Origin of the sequence: Pseudomonas sp. NPDC089743 (assembly GCF_044748785.1) — a bacterium.
GTDB lineage: Bacteria > Pseudomonadota > Gammaproteobacteria > Pseudomonadales > Pseudomonadaceae > Aquipseudomonas > Aquipseudomonas putida_X.
The window spans coordinates 233,022-252,393 of the sequence record NZ_JBIVGS010000006.1 but is presented as its reverse complement, the minus strand read 5'-3'; the positions used below and the strand labels follow the sequence as shown (position 1 = coordinate 252,393).

The 19,372-nt window shown below is 57.0% G+C and carries 19 protein-coding genes; 6 read left to right on the top strand and 13 right to left on the bottom strand.

Annotation, left to right across the window (positions count from 1 at the left end; genetic code table 11):
• Window positions 1-3: 3 nt before the first annotated feature.
• Complete coding sequence (flhA, locus tag ACIPZC_RS13860; RefSeq protein WP_267817687.1) at window positions 4-2,133, bottom strand: flagellar biosynthesis protein FlhA; 2,130 nt, start codon at window positions 2,131-2,133, stop codon at window positions 4-6.
• A 407-nt stretch (window positions 2,134-2,540) separates the two neighbouring features.
• Here flhA and ACIPZC_RS13855 point away from each other — a divergent pair, with 407 nt between their 5' ends.
• Window positions 2,541-3,236, top strand: a complete 696-nt coding sequence (locus ACIPZC_RS13855) for a GntR family transcriptional regulator (RefSeq protein WP_400627593.1) — start codon at window positions 2,541-2,543, stop codon at window positions 3,234-3,236.
• Here the strand turns inward: ACIPZC_RS13855 and ACIPZC_RS13850 are convergent.
• Window positions 3,196-4,290 carry a D-alanine--D-alanine ligase family protein gene (locus tag ACIPZC_RS13850; protein ID WP_400627507.1) on the bottom strand — a complete coding sequence of 365 codons (1,095 nt, stop codon included), beginning with the start codon at window positions 4,288-4,290 and terminating at the stop codon, window positions 3,196-3,198. The two genes, ACIPZC_RS13855 and ACIPZC_RS13850, sit on opposite strands and share 41 nt — an antisense overlap.
• Before the next feature lie 93 nt (window positions 4,291-4,383).
• On the opposite strand from ACIPZC_RS13850, the gene ACIPZC_RS13845 reads away from it, so the two are divergent.
• The 5 genes from ACIPZC_RS13845 to ACIPZC_RS13825 are packed head-to-tail and all read left to right on the top strand — an operon-like array spanning window position 4,384 to window position 10,183.
• Window positions 4,384-6,012, top strand: coding sequence for a B12-binding domain/radical SAM domain-containing protein (locus tag ACIPZC_RS13845; RefSeq protein WP_400627505.1), 1,629 nt, complete (start codon window positions 4,384-4,386; stop codon window positions 6,010-6,012).
• Complete coding sequence (locus tag ACIPZC_RS13840) at window positions 6,005-7,180, top strand: aminotransferase class I/II-fold pyridoxal phosphate-dependent enzyme (protein ID WP_400627503.1); 1,176 nt, start codon at window positions 6,005-6,007, stop codon at window positions 7,178-7,180. The genes ACIPZC_RS13845 and ACIPZC_RS13840 overlap by 8 nt, the downstream gene beginning before the upstream one ends.
• 37 nt (window positions 7,181-7,217) lie before the next feature.
• Window positions 7,218-8,096: an LPD16 domain-containing protein gene (locus ACIPZC_RS13835; RefSeq protein ID WP_400627501.1), complete on the top strand. Its 879-nt coding sequence runs from the start codon at window positions 7,218-7,220 to the stop codon at window positions 8,094-8,096.
• Window positions 8,097-8,106: 10 nt separating this feature from the next.
• A complete protein-coding gene (locus ACIPZC_RS13830; RefSeq protein WP_400627499.1) occupies window positions 8,107-9,267 on the top strand; it encodes a cysteine desulfurase family protein in 1,161 nt (386 codons plus the stop codon).
• A 1-nt stretch (window position 9,268) separates the two neighbouring features.
• Window positions 9,269-10,183: a D-alanine--D-alanine ligase gene (locus tag ACIPZC_RS13825; RefSeq protein WP_400627497.1), complete on the top strand. Its 915-nt coding sequence runs from the start codon at window positions 9,269-9,271 to the stop codon at window positions 10,181-10,183.
• A 157-nt stretch (window positions 10,184-10,340) separates the two neighbouring features.
• Here ACIPZC_RS13825 and flhB read toward each other — a convergent pair whose 3' ends face one another.
• The 11 genes from flhB to ACIPZC_RS13770 form a co-directional block, all read right to left on the bottom strand.
• A complete protein-coding gene (gene flhB, locus ACIPZC_RS13820) occupies window positions 10,341-11,483 on the bottom strand; it encodes a flagellar biosynthesis protein FlhB (RefSeq protein ID WP_267817694.1) in 1,143 nt (380 codons plus the stop codon).
• Between the two features lie 2 nt (window positions 11,484-11,485).
• The gene (gene fliR, locus ACIPZC_RS13815) at window positions 11,486-12,262 is read right to left on the bottom strand and encodes a flagellar biosynthetic protein FliR (protein ID WP_241804568.1); all 777 of its coding nucleotides are present in this window, start codon (window positions 12,260-12,262) and stop codon (window positions 11,486-11,488) included.
• 7 nt (window positions 12,263-12,269) lie between these two features.
• Window positions 12,270-12,539, bottom strand: a complete 270-nt coding sequence (gene fliQ / locus ACIPZC_RS13810; RefSeq protein ID WP_012315510.1) for a flagellar biosynthesis protein FliQ — start codon at window positions 12,537-12,539, stop codon at window positions 12,270-12,272.
• A gap of 21 nt (window positions 12,540-12,560) precedes the next feature.
• Window positions 12,561-13,328, bottom strand: coding sequence for a flagellar type III secretion system pore protein FliP (gene fliP / locus ACIPZC_RS13805; protein ID WP_241804569.1), 768 nt, complete (start codon window positions 13,326-13,328; stop codon window positions 12,561-12,563).
• Entirely contained in the window at window positions 13,328-13,783 is a 456-nt protein-coding gene (gene fliO, locus ACIPZC_RS13800) for a flagellar biosynthetic protein FliO (RefSeq protein WP_241804570.1), read from the bottom strand. Before fliO ends, fliP begins: the two co-directional genes overlap by 1 nt.
• Window positions 13,784-14,248 (bottom strand): flagellar motor switch protein FliN, encoded by a 465-nt coding sequence (gene fliN, locus ACIPZC_RS13795; RefSeq protein WP_241804571.1) that lies wholly within the window; start codon window positions 14,246-14,248, stop codon window positions 13,784-13,786. It lies immediately after the preceding gene.
• Window positions 14,249-14,295: 47 nt separating this feature from the next.
• Window positions 14,296-15,264, bottom strand: coding sequence for a flagellar motor switch protein FliM (fliM, locus tag ACIPZC_RS13790; RefSeq protein ID WP_012315514.1), 969 nt, complete (start codon window positions 15,262-15,264; stop codon window positions 14,296-14,298).
• Between the two features lie 9 nt (window positions 15,265-15,273).
• On the bottom strand, window positions 15,274-15,771 hold the full coding sequence (gene fliL / locus ACIPZC_RS13785) for a flagellar basal body-associated protein FliL (RefSeq protein WP_039601488.1): 498 nt from the start codon (window positions 15,769-15,771) through the stop codon (window positions 15,274-15,276).
• Window positions 15,772-15,901: 130 nt separating this feature from the next.
• Window positions 15,902-17,209 (bottom strand): flagellar hook-length control protein FliK, encoded by a 1,308-nt coding sequence (locus tag ACIPZC_RS13780; RefSeq protein ID WP_400627492.1) that lies wholly within the window; start codon window positions 17,207-17,209, stop codon window positions 15,902-15,904.
• Between the two features lie 72 nt (window positions 17,210-17,281).
• Window positions 17,282-17,629, bottom strand: a complete 348-nt coding sequence (locus ACIPZC_RS13775) for an Hpt domain-containing protein (RefSeq protein WP_241804574.1) — start codon at window positions 17,627-17,629, stop codon at window positions 17,282-17,284.
• Window positions 17,630-17,677: 48 nt separating this feature from the next.
• Window positions 17,678-19,372: a SpoIIE family protein phosphatase gene (locus tag ACIPZC_RS13770; protein WP_400627490.1), complete on the bottom strand. Its 1,695-nt coding sequence runs from the start codon at window positions 19,370-19,372 to the stop codon at window positions 17,678-17,680.

Here is a 19,372-nt window from a genome sequence, read left to right as displayed (position 1 = left end):
ACCTCAGCCGTTGGGGCCCACGGTGGCAACGATGGTGACTTGCTTGTTATCCGGTATTTCCTGATACGCCAGAACATGCAAATTCGGTACAGCCAGGCGGCCGAAGCGCGACAGCATGGCACGGATCGGGCCGGCAACCAGAAGGATGGCCGGCTGGCCCTGCATCTCCTGACGCTGGGCCGCTTCAATCAACGAACGCTGCAGCTTTTCGGCCATGCTCGGCTCCAGAAGAACACCGTCTTCCTGACCTTGCCCGGCCCTTTGCAGACTATTGAGCAAAATCTGTTCCAACCTTGGCTCAAGCGTGATCACAGGCAGCTCGGACTCAACGCCGACAATGCTTTGCACGATGGCGCGACACAATCCGACGCGCACTGCCGCCACCAGCGCGGCGGTATCTTGACTCTTACCCGCATTATTGGCGATGGCCTCGGCAATGCTGCGGATGTCACGCACCGGCACCTGCTCGGCGAGCAATGCCTGCAGGACCTTGAGCAGGCCCGACAAGGAAATGACACCCGGCACCAGTTCCTCTGCAAGTTTAGGCGAAGCCTTGCCCAGCACCTGCAGCAATTGCTGCACTTCCTCGTGACCGATCAGTTCGTGGCAATGCTTCTGCAGGATCTGGTTGAGGTGCGTGGCAACCACGGTACTGGCGTCGACCACGGTGTAGCCCAGCGACTGCGCCTGGGCACGCTGGCCGATATCGATCCATACCGCTTCCAGGCCGAAGGCCGGGTCACGCGCGGCGATGCCGTTGAGGGTACCGAAGACCTGCCCAGGGTTGATGGCAAGCTCGCGGTCCGGGTAGATCTCGGCCTCGGCCAGAATCACGCCCATCAGCGTCAGGCGATAGGCGCTGGGCTGCAGGTCGAGGTTGTCGCGGATGTGCACGGTGGGCATAAGGAAGCCCAGGTCCTGGGAGAGCTTTTTGCGCACCCCCTTGATCCGAGCCAGCAGTTGCCCACCCTGGTTGCGATCGACCAGCGGGATCAGGCGGTAGCCGACTTCCAGGCCGATCATGTCGATCGGCGTCACGTCATCCCAGCCAAGCTCTTTGGTTTCCATGGCCCGTTGCGGCGACGGCAGCAGGTCCTGCTGGCGCTGCGCCTCTTGCTGCGCGGCGACCTTGGCCTTCTGCTGCTTCTTCCAGACCAGGTAGGCACCACCGCCGGCCACCAGCCCAAGGCTGAGGAAAGCGAAGTGCGGCATGCCTGGCACCAGGCCCATGACGATCATCAAGCCTGCCGATACCGCCAGCGCTTTGGGCGAATCGAACATTTGCCGGTTGATCAGCTTGCCCATGTCCTCGGAGCCGGAAGCACGGGTCACCATGATCGCGGCAGCGGTGGACAGCAGCAATGATGGCAATTGCGCCACCAAACCGTCACCGATGGTCAGCAGCGCATAGACCTTGCCGGCCTCGCTGAAGGACATGTTGTACTGGAGCATGCCAATGAGCATGCCGCCGATGAGGTTGATGAACAGGATCAGCAGGCCGGCGATGGCGTCACCGCGCACGAATTTGCTGGCACCGTCCATCGAACCGTAGAACTCGGCCTCCTGGGCGACTTCGGCGCGTCGCGCCTTGGCCTGGGCCTGATCGATGAGGCCGGCATTGAGGTCGGCGTCGATCGCCATCTGCTTGCCGGGCATGGCGTCCAGCGTGAAACGCGCGCTCACTTCAGAGATGCGCCCGGCACCTTTGGTGACCACCACGAAGTTGATGATCATGAGGATGGCGAACACCACTGCACCGACGACGTAGTTGCCGCCGATCACCACGTCACCGAAAGCCTGGATCACTTGGCCCGCAGCGCCATGGCCCTCCTGGCCGTGGAGCATGACCACACGCGTGGAGGCGACGTTCAAGGCCAGCCGCAACAGCGTCGCCACCAGCAAAATGGTGGGGAACGCGGCAAAGTCGAGTGGCCGCAAGGCATACACGCAGACCAGCAGGACCACGATCGACAGGGCGATGTTGAAGGTGAAGAACACGTCGAGCAGGAACGGCGGTATCGGCAACATCATCATTGCCAACATCACCAGCAGCAACAGCGGCACACCCAGGTTGCCCCGGCCCAGGCCGGCCAGGTTGTGGCGTGCGTTGTTGATTAACTGACTGCGATCCACCGAGAGCCCTCTTCAAGCAAAACTTTGACGCCCCAGGGGCGCTTGGGCGTGGCTCTGCAAGAAGCTTTCCAACTTTGACCTAGCCCACGCGAAACGTGAACCAGCCGAGCCCAATTGCGTTGGCTGGCGGCTCATCAGTGGGCAATCAACAAGAGCAACAATACCTCCTACCCCACCCGCTTCAACGGCAATGACGCAATGCTTCACTCTTGAAAATCTACAGAGAGGCTGCCCAATGGAAAAACTCACACCGATATGTTCATGCAAAAAGCGTGGTTTCTATACCGACGCACGAGGCAAATGCCAGCTATAAAGCCTCGAACATCAGCCAATGACTCGATTGGTAGCCCTCGTGAGTCTGTGGTACCTTCGCCAGCGTTTTGACTGCATCGCTTGACCCGGAGCATATGGTGGCAAACTCTCTCGATAGCTTTATCGTTCCTGACAAACATCGCCATAAAACCGCGATGGATTATGTAGTCGAGTCGCTACGCCAAGGCATACTTTCTGGCGCAATAGCCGAAGGCACGGCTTTGCGGCAAGAAGAGCTAGCCTCAAAATTTGGCTTGAGCCGAATGCCGGTAAGGGACGCCATAAGGCAATTGGAGGCCGAAGGGCTTGTTACCTACGAAGTCCATAAAGGCGCATCTGTCGCGATCATGACGATTGAAGATATTGTCGAGATCTATGACATGCGGATCATGGCAGAATGCACAGCCCTGGACTTTGGTTTTGCCAACATTGTAGAGAATGATCTGGCGCAGATGTATGACCTCGTGTCTACAATGGAGCATGCAACAGACCCGCACCAGCTTAGCGAACTTAACGAAAAGTTTCATCACCTTCTGTATTCAAAAGCCAATCGCCCCAGGTTACTTGCGTTGATTAAGTCCCTTCATGACTCGGTGGATCGCCATCTTCGTTTTTTGTTGACAAATCTCGATTACCACAAGAAATCGCAACAAGACCACAAACGCATTGTGAACGCGTGCGCTCAGGGTGATCGCGAAGCCGCCAAGCAATATTTGGCCGAGCACCTTGCCGAGGGCCGAGATTCGATCGTTACGTTTCTTGAGACACGGCGACGACAGGACGTGCCGTAATACGGTCCTTCGATGCCGACGAGAGCGCATATTCCACTAGCGCGCCTACTAGCTTCACAGGGGGATAACCTGAGCACTCAAACATTTTCGGGTACATACTGGAACTTGTAAATCCAGGTAACGTGTTGACCTCATTGAGAATAATTGAACCACCCTCTGTCAAGAAAAAATCCACCCTGGCGTACCCCTTTAGATCAAGGCATCTGAATGCTTGAACGGATAATGCCTGAATGCGCTCGACAATGTCCGGCGGCAGTAGGCATGGCACACGAAGATCTGCTCCGCTGTTGCAATCATATTTCGCCTGATAATCGTAATATCCGTGCCCTTCTTTTTTGAGTATTTCACCCACTACCGAGGCCATCAAACCTCCCTCAAGTTCGAGCACTCCACACTCTATCTCTCTTCCACAGATTTCCGCCTCCACCAGCACCTTTGTGTCCTGACACGCTGCAATAGCAAATGCCTCAGCATATTCCAAGGCATTGGATACCTTAGAAACACCAATCGATGACCCCGAATTGGCGGGCTTGACGAAGAGCGTGCTGCTACCCAAGCACTCAACCAGTTCTTCCCACGGGCGCATGAAATTCATGGCCCTCCAAGGCCCCACAACCAGCCCAGAAGACTGGACCATCGTCTTCGTAACGTCCTTATCCATGGACATTGCTGAACCCAGCACCCCGGAGCCCACACAAGGCAAACCGCACATCGCTGCCAAGCCTTGAATCGTTCCATCCTCCCCCCACCGACCATGCAGTGCCGGAAAGAGCAGATCGATCGCAATCTCCACCGTGTCGCTCCCATGAGTTGTGTATGAGAGCGAAGGATTACCTGGACGTATCGAAATCAAAGGCGCCGACAGATCAACCTCGCCTGGAAACTGGCCAGGCTCCCCCTGATATCTCCAGCTGCCCTCACGATCTATCCCAACACAGTGCACACGGTGACCGAGGGCCATTAGCGCCGCGTGAATCGTAGAAGCGGAGCGGAGCGCCACTGAATGCTCTGAGCTCCTCCCCCCAAAAACCAGTGCAATCACATTTTGTTTCATTTCGAGAGACCTCAGCCTGGAAATTTTGGCTACTGTATCCAATATCCAACAACAATAACAACGGCATTTGCCGATCTCCAGGAAAGGAAGACCATGGCTTTACAGATCACCAAAGGGGGGAGCCGGGGCGAGCGTTCTAGCGTGCCCCTAGACGCCGCGCCGGATCTCCGGATCCGAGCGATCGCGATCTCAGCACCGGAGTGCATCAGCGGCTGCAAATCAGGCAGGGCGTTGAACAGCACTGACCCTGTCAGCCTATTCAACGCATGCCGCTGCGCGGCAAGCCTTGCGCAAGAAAGTAAAGGCGCTTGGGCAAACAGCAATTGGGGGCGACCTGACAAAAAGTTGAGAGAACACTTTTTGCTCATGTACTCACTGGACGACTTGCATCGTCTCGAAAACTTAATACACGTATCTCTTCCCAATATTCTGTTCATTGGCGCCATGACGCTCTGCATGCCTGGCGCAGTTGAATGTGCAAAACTCGCAAGAAAGATGCTCGGCAGCAGAGTACTGATCATACTGGGTGGGCGTCATATAAATGAAACGATCTACCTTTCTGACGAAAGAAGAAGGTCACCTTCCCTTGTCAAACACCATCGAGCCTCGCCCGGACGCCTTATTAGAGAGCTTGAGATCCCCCCACTTTTCGACGTCATAATTTCCGGCGAAGCGGAAAAATTGATTGCAGAGATCGGAGAGCTTTTTAGTCGCTCCAATCAAAACCCTACAATGTTCATTGCAGAAAATTTAAATACGAAAACTGAAGGGCGGTGGATCGCTGACTTCCCGCATATCGATAAAACACTTGTAAGTGATGGCAACCCTCTGAAGCACGACGACCTGCCCTCGGTAGTCGGTACGTTTGGGGTGACCGCTTCATTTGATGTTTTCCAGGGGCGCATGACATCACATGTTTTCAGCGATACTGGTCCCGGGTGCATCTATGACTGCAATTTTTGCAGTGAACGCCGGAGCATTGCTGGAAACATCCAAGAAATTCAAGGCGCCCCGCGACGACTGTACAACCAACTCAAAGAGACAATTATCGCGGTAAAACAAGATCATCCCAACAAGGGAGCAAGCGCATTCGTCGAAGATTCTATACTCCTTAGTGGTAGCCCAGTCGCAATCGCCCAGCTATGTCAATTGCTTGAGAAGGACCCATTAGAAATCGTTTTTGGAGGCCAATTCACCATTGATCAGATTCTTAGGAAAAAAGACATAATTAAACGACTAGCCAAATGTGGCCTGAGGTATATCTTCATCGGGCTCGAAACGCTTGAACCACAAGAAATTGGAGGTATGAGCAAAGACGTTGACGGCAAAAAACGAACGTGGAGAGACCGATTCTTAGAAGCTCTGGACTTTATGGCAGCAAACCATATCGCTTGTGGGTGCGCACTACTTTTTGGCTTGGGTGAAGCACATAATAGCCGCCGAAATTTACTGAATGGTCTCATAGCGCTTAAGCGGGAGACAGGACAACCTGTTGCCCTAAGCGCAAACTGGGCAGTCCAGCACCCCCTGCGGAGTTGCCGCGAAAGCGAGAATGAAAATTACCTACGCTGGGGCACTCCCGAAGGGGAACTGCTGGAATGTTTCCACAGATTCGGCGAAGCCTCCCTCGAGTACCCTTTACCCAATGTCTCTCCACCTCAGACTAGCGAAGTAAAGGAAATAATCCATCTCCTCAATGAGTTCGAGGCAACCGATGCCTGAGATGATGCTTAGCAAACTGGCACAGGCTGGTCTCTTCCCTGTAGGAAAAATTCTATCCACGCAAACGCCAGCCATGGAATGCACCAGCTATTTAGTTGACACTTTTGATCAGCTGCCGCCCATCAATAAGGAAAGCCTGGCGGATACAGACCACGATCTTTTCAACGGCCTGTACTATGGCGGCGTCGACACTCCAACCACTCGCCAACTCTCTCAGCGGGTAGCCGACCTTGAAAAAGGCAACTTCACAGTTTTAACACCTTCCGGGCAATCCGCATTCAACCTGCTCCTGTCAACATTTTTAAAACCGGGTGATCACGTACTTGCTGGAGACACCACCGTTTACTCCACACAATGGCTGCTGAGTTACTTTAAAACGATAGGCGTAACAATTGAGTACTTCACACCCAACGAAGCCGCAACCCTAAAAAGCAAATTAACCTCTAAGACAAAGTTAATCATCTTTGAAAACCCTGGTGCATTCACCTATGAGTTGATAGATATCCGCGCAATTGTCAAATCACGACACGACCATCCAGCGTTAATTGTCGCCGACAACACGTGGGCGGGATCAGTATTTCACCACCCTCTGTCACTCGGCGCGGATATTAGCTTGATATCACTGAGCAAATACCACGGGGCGGTAGAGGGCATCTCTCTCGGAGCACTAACAACCAAGCGAAAAGATTTGCATTTGAATTTGAAAATCACCTCCGCACTAATAGGTAATCATGTGAGCTCACAAGCCTGCTCAGCAGCTATTCGATCAATTAGCACACTGGGCGCTCGCCTATCGTTCCAAATGAGCACAACTCGCAAGGTGCTTCGAAGCCTTCAGCCAATGCCCCTTTTAAAACAAGTGATCCATCCCATTCTTCAGAACACTGAGCTTCACCTACAAAACTCCATGATCTCTGGATTCAACAGCCTACTCACCGCTGAGTTTTCATGCTCTCGTGACGAACTTATATGTCGCCTGAACCGACTAAATATAATAAAGATTGGCTACGGATGGGGCGGCGCAATAAGCCTCATTAATCTCGTTGACACGCACGACATGCCATCAGCAAAACGACTAGGCATTAACAGTGAATGCGCGAGGATATACCTTGGCCTTGAAGATCCGGATGAATTAATTCGCGACCTGTCTAACGCATTCAAACACTAGCCATCTCAACCGCGGCATCGCCTGCAAGGATAAAGTCATGCACAAAATAACAACACATGAAAACTTTGCATTCAGCGAACACGAGCTTAAAAAAAACATTTGCAGCTTCATGAACGCCTCCCCCTCAGGTTCCGTTCATATTATGGCCGGTCACTTCATGCTATTTTATGATAAGCAGAGCGATAGGCTAGCGCCCGGCATCTTCGAGGACATACAAGATCCCACATTGAAATCACAAGTAAAGCAGCGGGTGGGCATATTCCCCACCTATTCTTGGAAATTAGCAATAGAGTTCGCAGAACACCACATAATCAACAACAACAAAAACGCAAAACTGCTCCTTTTAATTAACGATTGGCAATACGTCCCAAGCAACGATTCGGCTTGCGACTACAGGACCGAGTTTTACGACGGCTTCAAGGAACTCCCTAGAAGCTACCTTGCGCATCTTAACTTATCCTCAACCCTAACCATCCAAAATATTACATGCAGCCGCAGGCATGCACTCTGCTTCCCTGAGACCTGGTTGAAAAACCGTTTTCAAAATGAGGCTTCACGGCTGGTAAAGCAAGGGAAACTCGCGAAACGATATATTCCAGAGCAACCAGACATGTCCGAAATCTCATTCACTGACCCTTCTGGCACCTCTTTACCGCTGGTCAGTTGCGGAATGACTGGTTGCGCAGGCGAAATAACTGAGATGATTTCCGAAGCCTACAGAGCAGGCGCTCGAAGTTTGATTCTTCTCGCCCCCAATGAATGCCACGCCCCCATAAGGAAAGGCGTCGAAATAGCCCTTTCACTTTACGACTTCGAACCGCTAAGCGTATTGGTAGCAGATCTGGGAGGTAGTGGAGAACTTACGGTTGATGACATATATAGCAAAGGCATCCACATCGTCACTTATAGAACTTGAGAGGCCAGTCATGCTACCTGACTCATTAATCTATTTAGATGCAGCAGCCACTACTCCGTGCGCTGATGTTGTAATAGATGAAATGCTCAAATTCAGTAAATCTAATTACGGAAATCCTTCTTCGACCCACATCTTAGGCCGCCTTGCACAGAGTGCCATCCTTGAAAGCGCTTCGCATATTTCTGAGCTAATAGGTTCCACACCAGCTGAAATAATTTTTACATCAGGCGCGACAGAAAGCAACAACATCGTGATTCTTGGGAGCGCCCCACCCGACTCAAATAGCAATATAATCATCTGCCCCATTGACCACAAATCTAGCCTTTTAGCCGCCGAAGAATTAGAAAAACGCAATGTAGAAGTTCGACGAATGAAAGTCGATTCAAACGGCCGTGTCGATCTACCTCATCTACGCAAGCTGTTGGACGCGAACACATCACTGCTTTCCATCTCCTACGTAAACTCTGAAATAGGCACCTTTCAAAACCTTGTAGAAATAAAAAAAGCATTAGAAAAATCAAATGCTCTGTTTCATATCGATGCCGCCCAAGCCCTCGGTAAGCTTCCTATAAACGTAAAACAACTCGGTGTGGATTGCGCTTCGATTTCAGCCCATAAAATTGAGGGCCCCAAGGGCATAGGCGCGCTCTATGTTTCTTCATCTTGTATGTCTCGATTGCGCCCCCTCACATTTGGCGGCGGTCAATCTTCACTCCGCAGCGGAACACTTCCCACTCAACTCATCGCCGGATTCGGTGCGGCTGCACGCCGATTAAATAACAGGGATTACCCTGCATCATGGACTGCAGCGAAACAACTTAAAAACGCAATCCTTGAAACATTAAACAAGCATGAGATCACGTACGAAATCAACTCTCCAGACACCGTATCGATCCCCCACATCCTGAATATTTCCATTACCGGAATCCGCTCAGAAACCTTGATCAGCTGTTTGAGAAACGTTTGCATCTCTTCCGGCTCCGCCTGCAACTCTCACAATCTTGCCCCCTCTTACGTCATCACTGGCATTGGGCACGACGCAATAAGGGCCAACAGCGCGATCCGCTTTTCCTTCACCAGTGACATGGACATCAAAACCGTTCGAGATGGCGCAGAGTCGCTTTCACAAACAGTGCTGCAGCTTACCCAACTAGACAATAGGAAAAAATGAAATGGATGAGCATATCGCAATTATAACGGGCGGAGACTCCTCAGAGCGGGAAGTCTCCCTTCAAACTTCCCAAGCCGTCTCGCAGTCGTTAGAAATTTCTCACATCCGTCATGAGATCTTCACCATATCGGACTATAGAGAATTGCTTCGTCTGGACCTTGGCAAATTTACTAGAGTCTTCTTGGCGCTTCATGGCGGCTTCGGCGAAAATGGAATGGCACAAGCATATTTAGAAGGGCAAGGCATCCCATATAATGGGCCCTCCCCACAAACCAGCGCAATCTGTATGGACAAGCTTCTAACGAAACATATTGCAAAGGGGCTAGGAATCAATGTCGCAAACTATCTCTATTCCAGAAGGGGGGACGACCTCTGCATTGAGAAAATCAAGGCACAACTAGGGACACCCTGCATTGTCAAACCGAACCGTGAGGGATGTAGCTTCGGCGTATCGCTGGTCCGCGACATTGAAACAGACCTCCAGGATGCGATCACTACAGCAGCACAATTCCATAGCGGAGTTCTAGTAGAAGAATTCATAAATGGGCCGGAGCTATCTGTGTGCTATTTCAAAAAAACCACGCTACCTATATATTCACTTGCTTTCGAAAGTGACTTCTTTTCTTATGAAGCAAAATTCATATCCAGCAAGACAACTGCCACCCTCACCACGCTGGACAGGGCTACCCACCAACAACTCAACAACTGCTGCTCTGCTATCGCCGACGCACTTGAGCTTGATTACTTTCGGGCGGACTTCATCATCCATAATACCGAGCCATACCTTATTGAACTTAACACGCTCCCCGGACTGACAAGCCACAGCCTTTTTCCCAAGGCATGCCAGCAGCATGGCATCGGATTTGATAAGTTAGTACTTCTCCTAAACAACCTGGAACCGAGCCAATACTGCTGACGTGAGACTAAGAAACCGTCGCCCGGTCAGGGCCCGGGATGTTGTAGGTGATCGTTTCCGGTGGGCATCTATCAATCACGCGGTTAAGATTAAGCGCCGCGCAGGCGGCGTTTGATCTCGACACGTTCAAACACACAATGGCGCACCGTCTCCGCCATCAGCTATCACGCCGCAAATCCGGCGGTATCGGCAAATCTTCCTTCAATGGCTCCGGCCGTTTGCCCTTGCCGGACCGGTACTGGCGGATCTGGAACACATACGCCAGCACCTGCGCCACCGCCAGGTACAACCCTGCGGGAATCTCCTGTTCGATTTCGGTGGAGTAGTAGATCGCACGCGCCAGCGCAGGCGACTCGAGAATCTGCACCTTGTGCTCGACCCCAATCTCGCGGATTTTCAAGGCAATGAAATCCGTACCTTTGGCCAGCAGCAACGGCGCCACCCCACCCTTCTCCGGGTCATACTGCAGCGCCACGGCATAATGGGTCGGGTTGGTGATGATCACATCCGCATCGGGCACGGCAGCCATCATCCGCCGCTGCGATACCTCGCGCTGCAACTGGCGAATCCGCTGTTTGACCTCAGGCTTGCCTTCGCTGTCCTTGTACTCGTCCTTGACCTCCTGCTTGGTCATCTTCAGCTTCTTGTGCGTCTGCCAAAGCTGGAACGGCACGTCTGCCGCAGCCACCAGCAACAACCCCGCCGACATCCACAATGCACTCCACCCCACCACCTGAACGCTATGAATGATCGCCTGGTCCAGCGGCTCGTTGGCGATCGCCAGCAACGCCTGGCGGTCGTTGGCCAGCACCACCAACGCCACCACAAGGATGACGACGAACTTGGCAACGGCCTTGAGCAGCTCGGTCAGGGCATTCATCGAGAACATGCGCTTGATCCCCGACAGCGGGTTCATGCGGCTGAATTTTGGCTGCAGCAGGCTGCCGGAGAACAGGAAACCGCCCAGCGCGATGGGCGCAATGAACGCCACCACGAACAGCAGGATCAGCACCGGTTGCACTGCCCAGATCGCCATCTTGCCCGAGGCCAGCAAGAAGGCGCCCATGGCACCCTCGTCGACGATCACTTCACGGGTCAGGCTGAAGTTGAGGCGCATCATCTCCAGCAGCGTCTCGGCCAGGTGCCCGCCGAACGCCAGCAGACCACCCGCGCCCCCCAGGGTCACCGCCACGGTGTTCAACTCCTTGGAACGGGCGATCTCACCTTTTTCGCGCGCATCGCGCTTGCGTTTGTCGGTGGGGTCTTCCGTCTTGTCCTGACCACTCTCGCTCTCAGCCATGCTCAGCGCGCCCTCGCCAGTTCACGCAGCCATTGCAGCGCTTCGCTGGCCAATGCCTGGTAGTGCGGAAGAATATCGGCAAGGCCCACCCAGAAGATGCCGATACCCAGCACCAGGGTCAGCGGGAACCCGATAGAGAAGATGTTCAACTGCGGCGCAGCGCGGGTCATCACGCCAAAGGCGATGTTCACCACCAGGAGCGCGGCGATTGCCGGCAGGATCAGCAGCAGACCGGCACCAAATACCCAGCTCAGGCGGCCAGCGATTTCCCAGAAGTGGTTGACCACAAGCGCGTGACCGACCGGCAAGGTGGTAAAGCTTTCGGTCAGCACTTCGAATACCACCAGGTGGCCGTTCATCACCAGGAACAGCACGCTCACCAGCATGGTCATGAACTGGCTGACCACCGCCACGTTGACGCCGTTGGCCGGGTCGACCATCGATGCGAACGCCATACCCATCTGTATCGCGATGATCTGCCCGGCGATGACGAACGCCTGGAACAGCAACTGCAACGAAAAACCGAACAATGCCCCGACGATGATCTGCTCACCGCACAACAACATGCCACGCAAGCTCAGCGGGTCGAATTCCGGCAACGGCGGTAACGCCGGCACGATCACCACGGTAATGGCCACGGCTGCGTACAGGCGTATGCGCGCCGGCAGCATGCGGGTACCGAAGATGGGCATGGTCATCAGCACTGCGGTCACCCGGAACAGCGGCAGGATGAAGGTGGCGACCCAGGTGCCGATCTGTGCGTCGGTCAGCTCCAGCATGGCCGCCTCAACCAATCAGCTGCGGGATGCTGGTGTACAGGCCCGTGATGTACTCCATGAACTTCTGGGTCAGCCAAGGGCCGGCGACGATCAGTGTCACCAGCATCACCAGCAGGCGCGGCAGGAAGCTCAGGGTCTGTTCGTTGATCTGCGTGGCAGCCTGGAACATCGCAACCACCAGGCCGACCAGCAGGCTCGGCACCACCAGAATGGCCACCATCAGCGTGGTAAGCCACAGGGCGTCGCGAAACAGGTCGACGGCAACTTCAGGGGTCATGCAAGGCTCTCCTTGACGGCGTCAGACGCCGCCGAAACTGCCGGCCAGGGTGCCCATGATCAGCGCCCAGCCATCGACCAGAACGAACAGCATGATCTTGAACGGCAACGAGATGATCAACGGCGACAGCATCATCATACCCATGGCCATCAGCACACTGGCGACCACCATGTCGATGATCAGGAACGGGATGAAAATCATGAAACCGATCTGGAACGCGGTCTTGAGCTCCGAGGTGACGAACGCCGGCACCAGGATGGTCAGCGGGACCTGATCAGGCCCTGCAATGTCGGTGCGCTTGGACAGGCGCATGAACAGGTCCAGGTCGCTCTGCCGGGTCTGCGCCAGCATGAAGTCCTTGAGCGGCCCCTGGGCCTTGTCGATCGCCTGCTGGGCGGTCATCTGCTCGTTGAGGTACGGCTGCAGTGCATCCTGGTTCACCCGGTCGAACACCGGGGCCATGATGAACATCGTCAGGAACAGCGCCATGCCGGTCAGCACCTGGTTCGACGGTGTCTGCTGCAAACCCAGGGCCTGGCGCAGGATCGAGAACACGATGATGATTCGGGTGAAGCTGGTCATCAGGATGACGAACGCAGGGATGAAACTCAGCGCCGTCATGATCAGCAGGATCTGCAGGCTGACCGAGTATTCCTGCTGCCCGTCCGGGCCGTTGGACAGGGTGATGGCCGGGATCGACAGCGGGTCGGCGGCCAGGGCCAAAGGCGCTGCCAACAGCAGCACCAGCATCAACAACAGGCCCGACAGGGTACGTAGCGCGCCGCTCATCACTTCTTGTCCTTATGATCCTTGCCCATCAGCTCCATGAGGCGCTGGGCAAACTCCGGCGTCGCCTGGCGGGCGCTGGCCGGCACTTGCACGGGCTCGGCCAGCACATGCAGTGCTTCGATGCTGCCTGGGGTGTGGCCGATGAGCAGCTGCTCCTTGCCCACCTGCACCAGCAACAGCCGGTCACGCGGGCCAATGGCGCGGCTGCCGATCACTTCGATCACCTGGCCGCCCTTGGGTGCTGCGCCCTGCATCCGGCGCAGCAGCCAGGCCAGAAAGAAGATCAGGCCCACCACCAGCAGCAGGCCCAGCACCATTTGCGCCAGCTGCCCACCCAGGCTGCCGGGCGCTGCGGCTGGCGGCGTGGCCACCACGGCCGGTGCGGCAGCGGCGATCACCACTTCACTGGCGAGCAGCGCGGCAAGGGCCGTGACAGCCCGTATCGTGCCCTTCACTCAGCGCAGCTTCTTGATGCGTTCGCTGGGGCTGATCACGTCAGTCAGGCGGATGCCGAACTTCTCGTTGACCACAACCACCTCGCCGTGGGCGATCAGGGTGCCGTTGACCAGCACATCCAGCGGCTCGCCGGCCAGGCGGTCGAGCTCGATCACCGAGCCTTGGTTGAGCTGCAGCAGGTTGCGGATGTTGATCTCGGTGCTGCCCACTTCCATGGAGATGTTCACCGGGATGTCCAGGATCACGTCCAGGTTCGGCCCTTCCAGGCTGACGTTTTCCTTGGGCCGGGGGGAGCTGGCGAACTCCTCCATCGGCAACCGGCCGGCACCGGCGCTACCGCCGTCGCCGCCGAGCAGCGCGTCGATGTCAGCCTGGCCGGCATCACCGGTTTCTTCCAGCGCCGCAGCCCATTCATCGGCCAGGGCCTGTTCTTCCGGGGAGGTAATCTCGTTTTCGTTAGCCATGATGTCCTCGACAGGCATTCAATTCGTAGTGAGCGACCGGCACGCCGTCAGCGGCGTTCGATCGGGTCGATGATCTGCAGCGCCAGGTTGCCCTTGTGCGAGCCCAGGCGCGCCTTGAACGACGGCACGCCATTGGCACGCAGCACAAGGTGCTCGGGCAGCTCCACCGGGATCACGTCACCCGGTTGCATGTGCAGCACATCGCGCAATTTGAGTTGACGGCGGGCAACCGTGGCACTGAGCGGTACCGAAACGTCCAGCACGTCTTCGCGCAGGGCCTTGACCCAGCGCTCGTCCTGGTCGTCCAGATCGGACTGGAAACCGGCATCGAGCATCTCGCGCACCGGCTCGATCATCGAGTAGGGCATGGTCACGTGCAGGTCGCCGCCGCCACCGTCCAGTTCGATATGGAAGGTCGACACCACCACGGCTTCGCTCGGCCCGACGATGTTGGCCATGGCCGGGTTGACTTCGGAGTTCATGTACTCGAAGTTGACCGGCATGATCGCCTGCCAGGCTTCCTTGAGGTCGATGAAGCACTGGTCCAGCACCATGCGCACCACCCGCAGTTCAGTGGGGGTGAACTCGCGGCCTTCGATCTTGGCGTGACGACCGTCACCCCCGAAGAAGTTGTCCACCAGCTTGAACACCAGCTTGGCGTCCAGAATGAACAGCGAAGTGCCGCGCAGCGGCTTGATCTTGACCAGGTTGAGGCTGGTCGGCACGTACAGCGAATGCACGTACTCGCCGAACTTCATCACCTGCACACCCCCCACCGCAACGTCGGCGGAGCGACGCAGGAGGTTGAACATGCTGATACGGGTGTACCGGGCAAAACGTTCGTTGATCATCTCAAGGGTCGGCATGCGACCGCGCACGATCCGATCCTGGCTGGTCAGGTCGTAGCTTTTGATGCTGCCAGGCTCGGCAGCGCTCTCGGTCTGTACCAGCCCGTCATCGACGCCGTGCAGCAGGGCGTCGATCTCATCCTGGGACAGCAGGTCCTGTACGGCCATTGCGGACTCCTACTGCAATACGAAATTGGTGAACAGCAGCTGGTCTATCACCGGCTTGCCGACTTCCTTCTGCGCCACTTCCTGAACCACTGCGGTGGCTTTCTGGCGCAGCATCTCCTGGCCCACGGAGCTGGCGGCCAAGGTGTCGAAGCCCTGCCCGGAGAACATCATCACCAGGTTGTTGCGGATCACCGGCATGTGCACCTTCAGGGCATCCAGGTCAGCCTGGTTGCGCCCTTGCAGGGTGATGCTCACCTGCATGTAGCGCTGGCGGCCGTTCTGGTTGAAGTTGACCACGAAGGCCGGCGCCAGGGGCTCGTAGATTGCCGCCGGCTTGACGTTGGCCGCTGCCGGATCGGCCGCTGGAGCCGACTCGCTCTTGTGCATGAAGAACCAGGTCGCGCCCACCGACAGGCCGACCGCCAGCAGAAGGGCCAGCACCAACAGCAGGATCAGCTTGAGTTTGCCTTTAGTGGCGGGGTCTTTCACTGCGTCGCTCTTCGCCATGCCAATAATCCGTCGTCCATCGGGGTTTCAAATGAGGATGACGTGGCTTGAGCAAGTGTTATGCCAGATTGAGGATTTTTGCCGGGACCGGCCCTATCGCCTGCGACCGGCCATGGCAGAGAACAGCAACTCACGCATAAAAGTCGACGGCACTGTCGCCGACCACGACCTGATGCTCGACCGGCCGGGTGGCGTCAGCGAGCTCACCCTGCTCGCTACCACCGCCATTCTGAGCCCGCCGTGCAGCAACGCCGGACAACTGTGAACCGTCCTGCTGCGCTTGCTGTTGCTGCCCGCGCGACTGGTCAGCCACGTTGACGTCCGGCTGCGCCAGCCCCTGCTGGGCAAACAGCTCGCGCAAGCGATGCACCTGGCTGTCCAGCGCATCACGCACGCCTGCATGGCCGCTGATGAAGGTCACCTGGGTCGCCTGGTCGGCAGCGACGTTGACGCGGATATCCAGCCGGCCAAGCTCGGCCGGCTCCAACTGGATGTCCGCCGACTTCAGGTTCTGGCTGGACAGGTACATGACGCGGTTGACCAGCCCTTCAGCCCAGGCGTTCTGGTTCATCGACAATGGCTGGTGCAGCGGGTTGCCGGTCACCGGCACGGCATTGGCGGTCTTGGCCGTGGCAGCCTGGGTCAGGCTCGCCAAGCGGTTGGCGAAATCGTCGATCCGGGTGTCGCTGGAAGCGCTCTTGGTATCCTTGAGGCCATCGTCGAGCAACGCACCAAAGGCCTTGTCACCGGTTTCCGATTGCCCTGCCTCGGCCTCGACCTTGTCGATCAAGTTCGCCAAGGGATTGACGGCAGGCTGACCATCCTCGGCACTGGCCTGGGAGGGGTCGGCGGCGTGGGCCGAGGTCGTGCCCTTGGCGTGAGCGCTTTGCTCCAGCGCCAGGCGCAGGGTCGGCAAGTTGGCCAACGGGTCGGCATCAGGGTCGAAGGCTTGCGCTGCCGGATCCTCGGGCAGCGCTTCGGTTATCGCAGCTTGCGGTAGCTGGCCCGCCGCCTGAAGCACCGGCGCCACCGCTTCAGCCTGGGCTTGCAGCAACTGTGCCCCCGGCTGCGCATCGGTCACCTGGCCCGCCACCAGGCTGGCATCCAGCGAGGTCGAATCACTGCCAGGTGCGCTATCGGTACTGGCTTGCGCCTGATCGTCCGCTGGCAATTTATTGCCGTCATCGGCAGCCGCCGGTTTGTCGGCAGGCTCTTTCTTGCCGCCTTGGCCGACCTCATTCTTGTCCTTGGGCTTGGCCTGGGCGACCTTGTCATCACGGACCTGCGCTTTGTCATTGCCCTGCCTGGCCATGACCTGATCGAAGCCGCCGCCCTGCCCGCCCGCCGCCTGCAGCGGCTTGTCCACCTGCGAGGAACCCGCACGCGACGGCTTGCTCAGCGTACTGGTTTGCAACAAAGGATTAGGTGCGACAGGCATTGAGGGGTCTCCGCGCCAGAAACAAAGGTATCGTTAAGGCACATACAGGCAAAAGTCGAGCCAACTGCCCGATCAGCCTGCGGAAACACGCTTGCGTTCGCCCTGATAGAAACGCTGCACCTCCAGATACTCCTGGTCGATGCGGTTGATCAGTTCTTCTATGCCATTGAACGAGCGCTGCTTGACCCGCTCCTCCAGCTGATGGCAAAGCTGCGCCAGCCCGACCGCGCCCATGTTGCTGCTGCTGCCCTTGAAACTGTGCGCGGCCACGCCAAGCTCATCGGCGTTCCTGGCGCCGTGAAGTGCGTCAAGACGCCGCCCGGAATCTTCCAGAAAGGTTTCAACCAGCTGCAGGTAGCCATCTTCCATGACCTCCTGCAGCTCACTGAGCACCCTGTGGTCAATATGTATGTCAGTCACTTGCTCACTCCCTGATCAAGCAGAATTATGCCTCAAGCGCCAAACAGCTCACCAATCGAACTGCACCCATGCGCAACGGCCACCTTCACCCCACCCGGCACGGCTGCCAAGGCGCCGCACCAGGTGCAACCCACGACCACTCAACCCGTGCTCACGGGCAGGACGCGCCAGCACCCGCTGCACATCGAACCCCGCACCACTGTCACGGACTTCGATCATCAGACGACCACCTTCGGCCATCGGTTCCACTTTCAAATCGATGCGCACGCTGCCCTCGGTCAACGCAGCGAGCCTGCGGGCGCGTTCCTGATAGTAGTCGGCAAACCCATGCACATCCCGCTTGAGCCGCGAATCCAGGCGCAGCACACCGTGCTCCAGCGCATTGGAATACAACTCGCTGAGCACGCTGTGCAGGGCGCCGGTGCGGGGCCGCAAACCGTGGATTTCCTGCAGCAACTGCACCAGGTACGGCACCGGGTTGAACCGTTTGAGGCTCTCACCGCGCAACTCGAAGCCTAGCGACCAGTCCAACGGGCTGGAGCGCCCACTATCAGAATAGATGGTTGGCGCCGGCACCCGCTCCTGGGCGGTGAACATTCGGATATCGCACAGGCTGATGTCATCCCTGGGGCGCCCGCCGAAGCGCTCCAGCGCCTCCATCACCTCGTCGAAAAGCCGCGCCGGATCACGGTTGGCCGCCAGCACCGCGCGCAGGCGCTCGACACCGAACAACGTCTGCGCTTCGTCGGCTGTATCCACAACGCCGTCGGAGAGCAGCAACACCCGCTCCCCCGGCGCCAGCGGCAACACCTCGGTACTGTCATCGAAGCGTTCAGGCGCCAGGATGCCCAGCGGAAGGTGGCGCGAACCCAGCATGGAAAGCACCTCACCGCCAGGCGACAGGCGGTAGCCATCCGGCATGCCCCCGTTCCACACCTCCACCGAACCGCGTTGCACGCTCAGGCTGAGCAGCTGTGCGCAACAGAACATGTCCACCGGCAAGATGCGCTTGAGCTTGGCGTTCATCTCACGCAGCATGTGCGCCAGGCCGTAGCCTTTGGCTGTCATGCCATAGAACACTTCCGCCAAGGGCATGGCACCGATTGCGGCAGACAGCCCATGCCCGGTGAAGTCACCCAGCAGCACATGCATGTCGCCGGACGGGGTGAACGCCGCCAGCAGCAAGTCGCCATTGAACAGTGCGTAAGGCGACTGCAGGAAACGAATGTTCGGCGCCGTGATGCAGCCAGAATGGGCAACCTTGTCGAACACCGCCTTGGCCACCCGCTGCTCGTTGAGCAGGTGATGGTGATGCCGGGTAATCAGGTCCCGCTGCTCGAGCACCGTGGCCTGCAGCCTGCGCAGGCGGTCCATGGCGCGGATCTTGGCGCCAAGGATCACCGCACTGTAGGGCTTGGCCATGAAGTCGTCACCGCCCGCCTCCAGGCAACGCACCAGGGCCTCTTCCTCATTGAGCGAAGTCAGAAAGATGATCGGCACCAAGGCTTCGCCGGCCAGCACCTTTATCTGTCGCGCGGCTTCGAAACCGTCCATGACCGGCATCAGGGCATCGAGCAAAACCAGTTGCGGACGCTTTTCGGCGAACAGCTCAACAGCTTGCTGACCGTTTTCCGCGGTATAGACATGATGCCCCTGGCGCCGCACGATCTGCGCCAGCAACAGCCTGTCCGTGGCCCCGTCTTCGGCCACCAGCACGGTCAATGGCTGTTCGGCCGGCGCCAT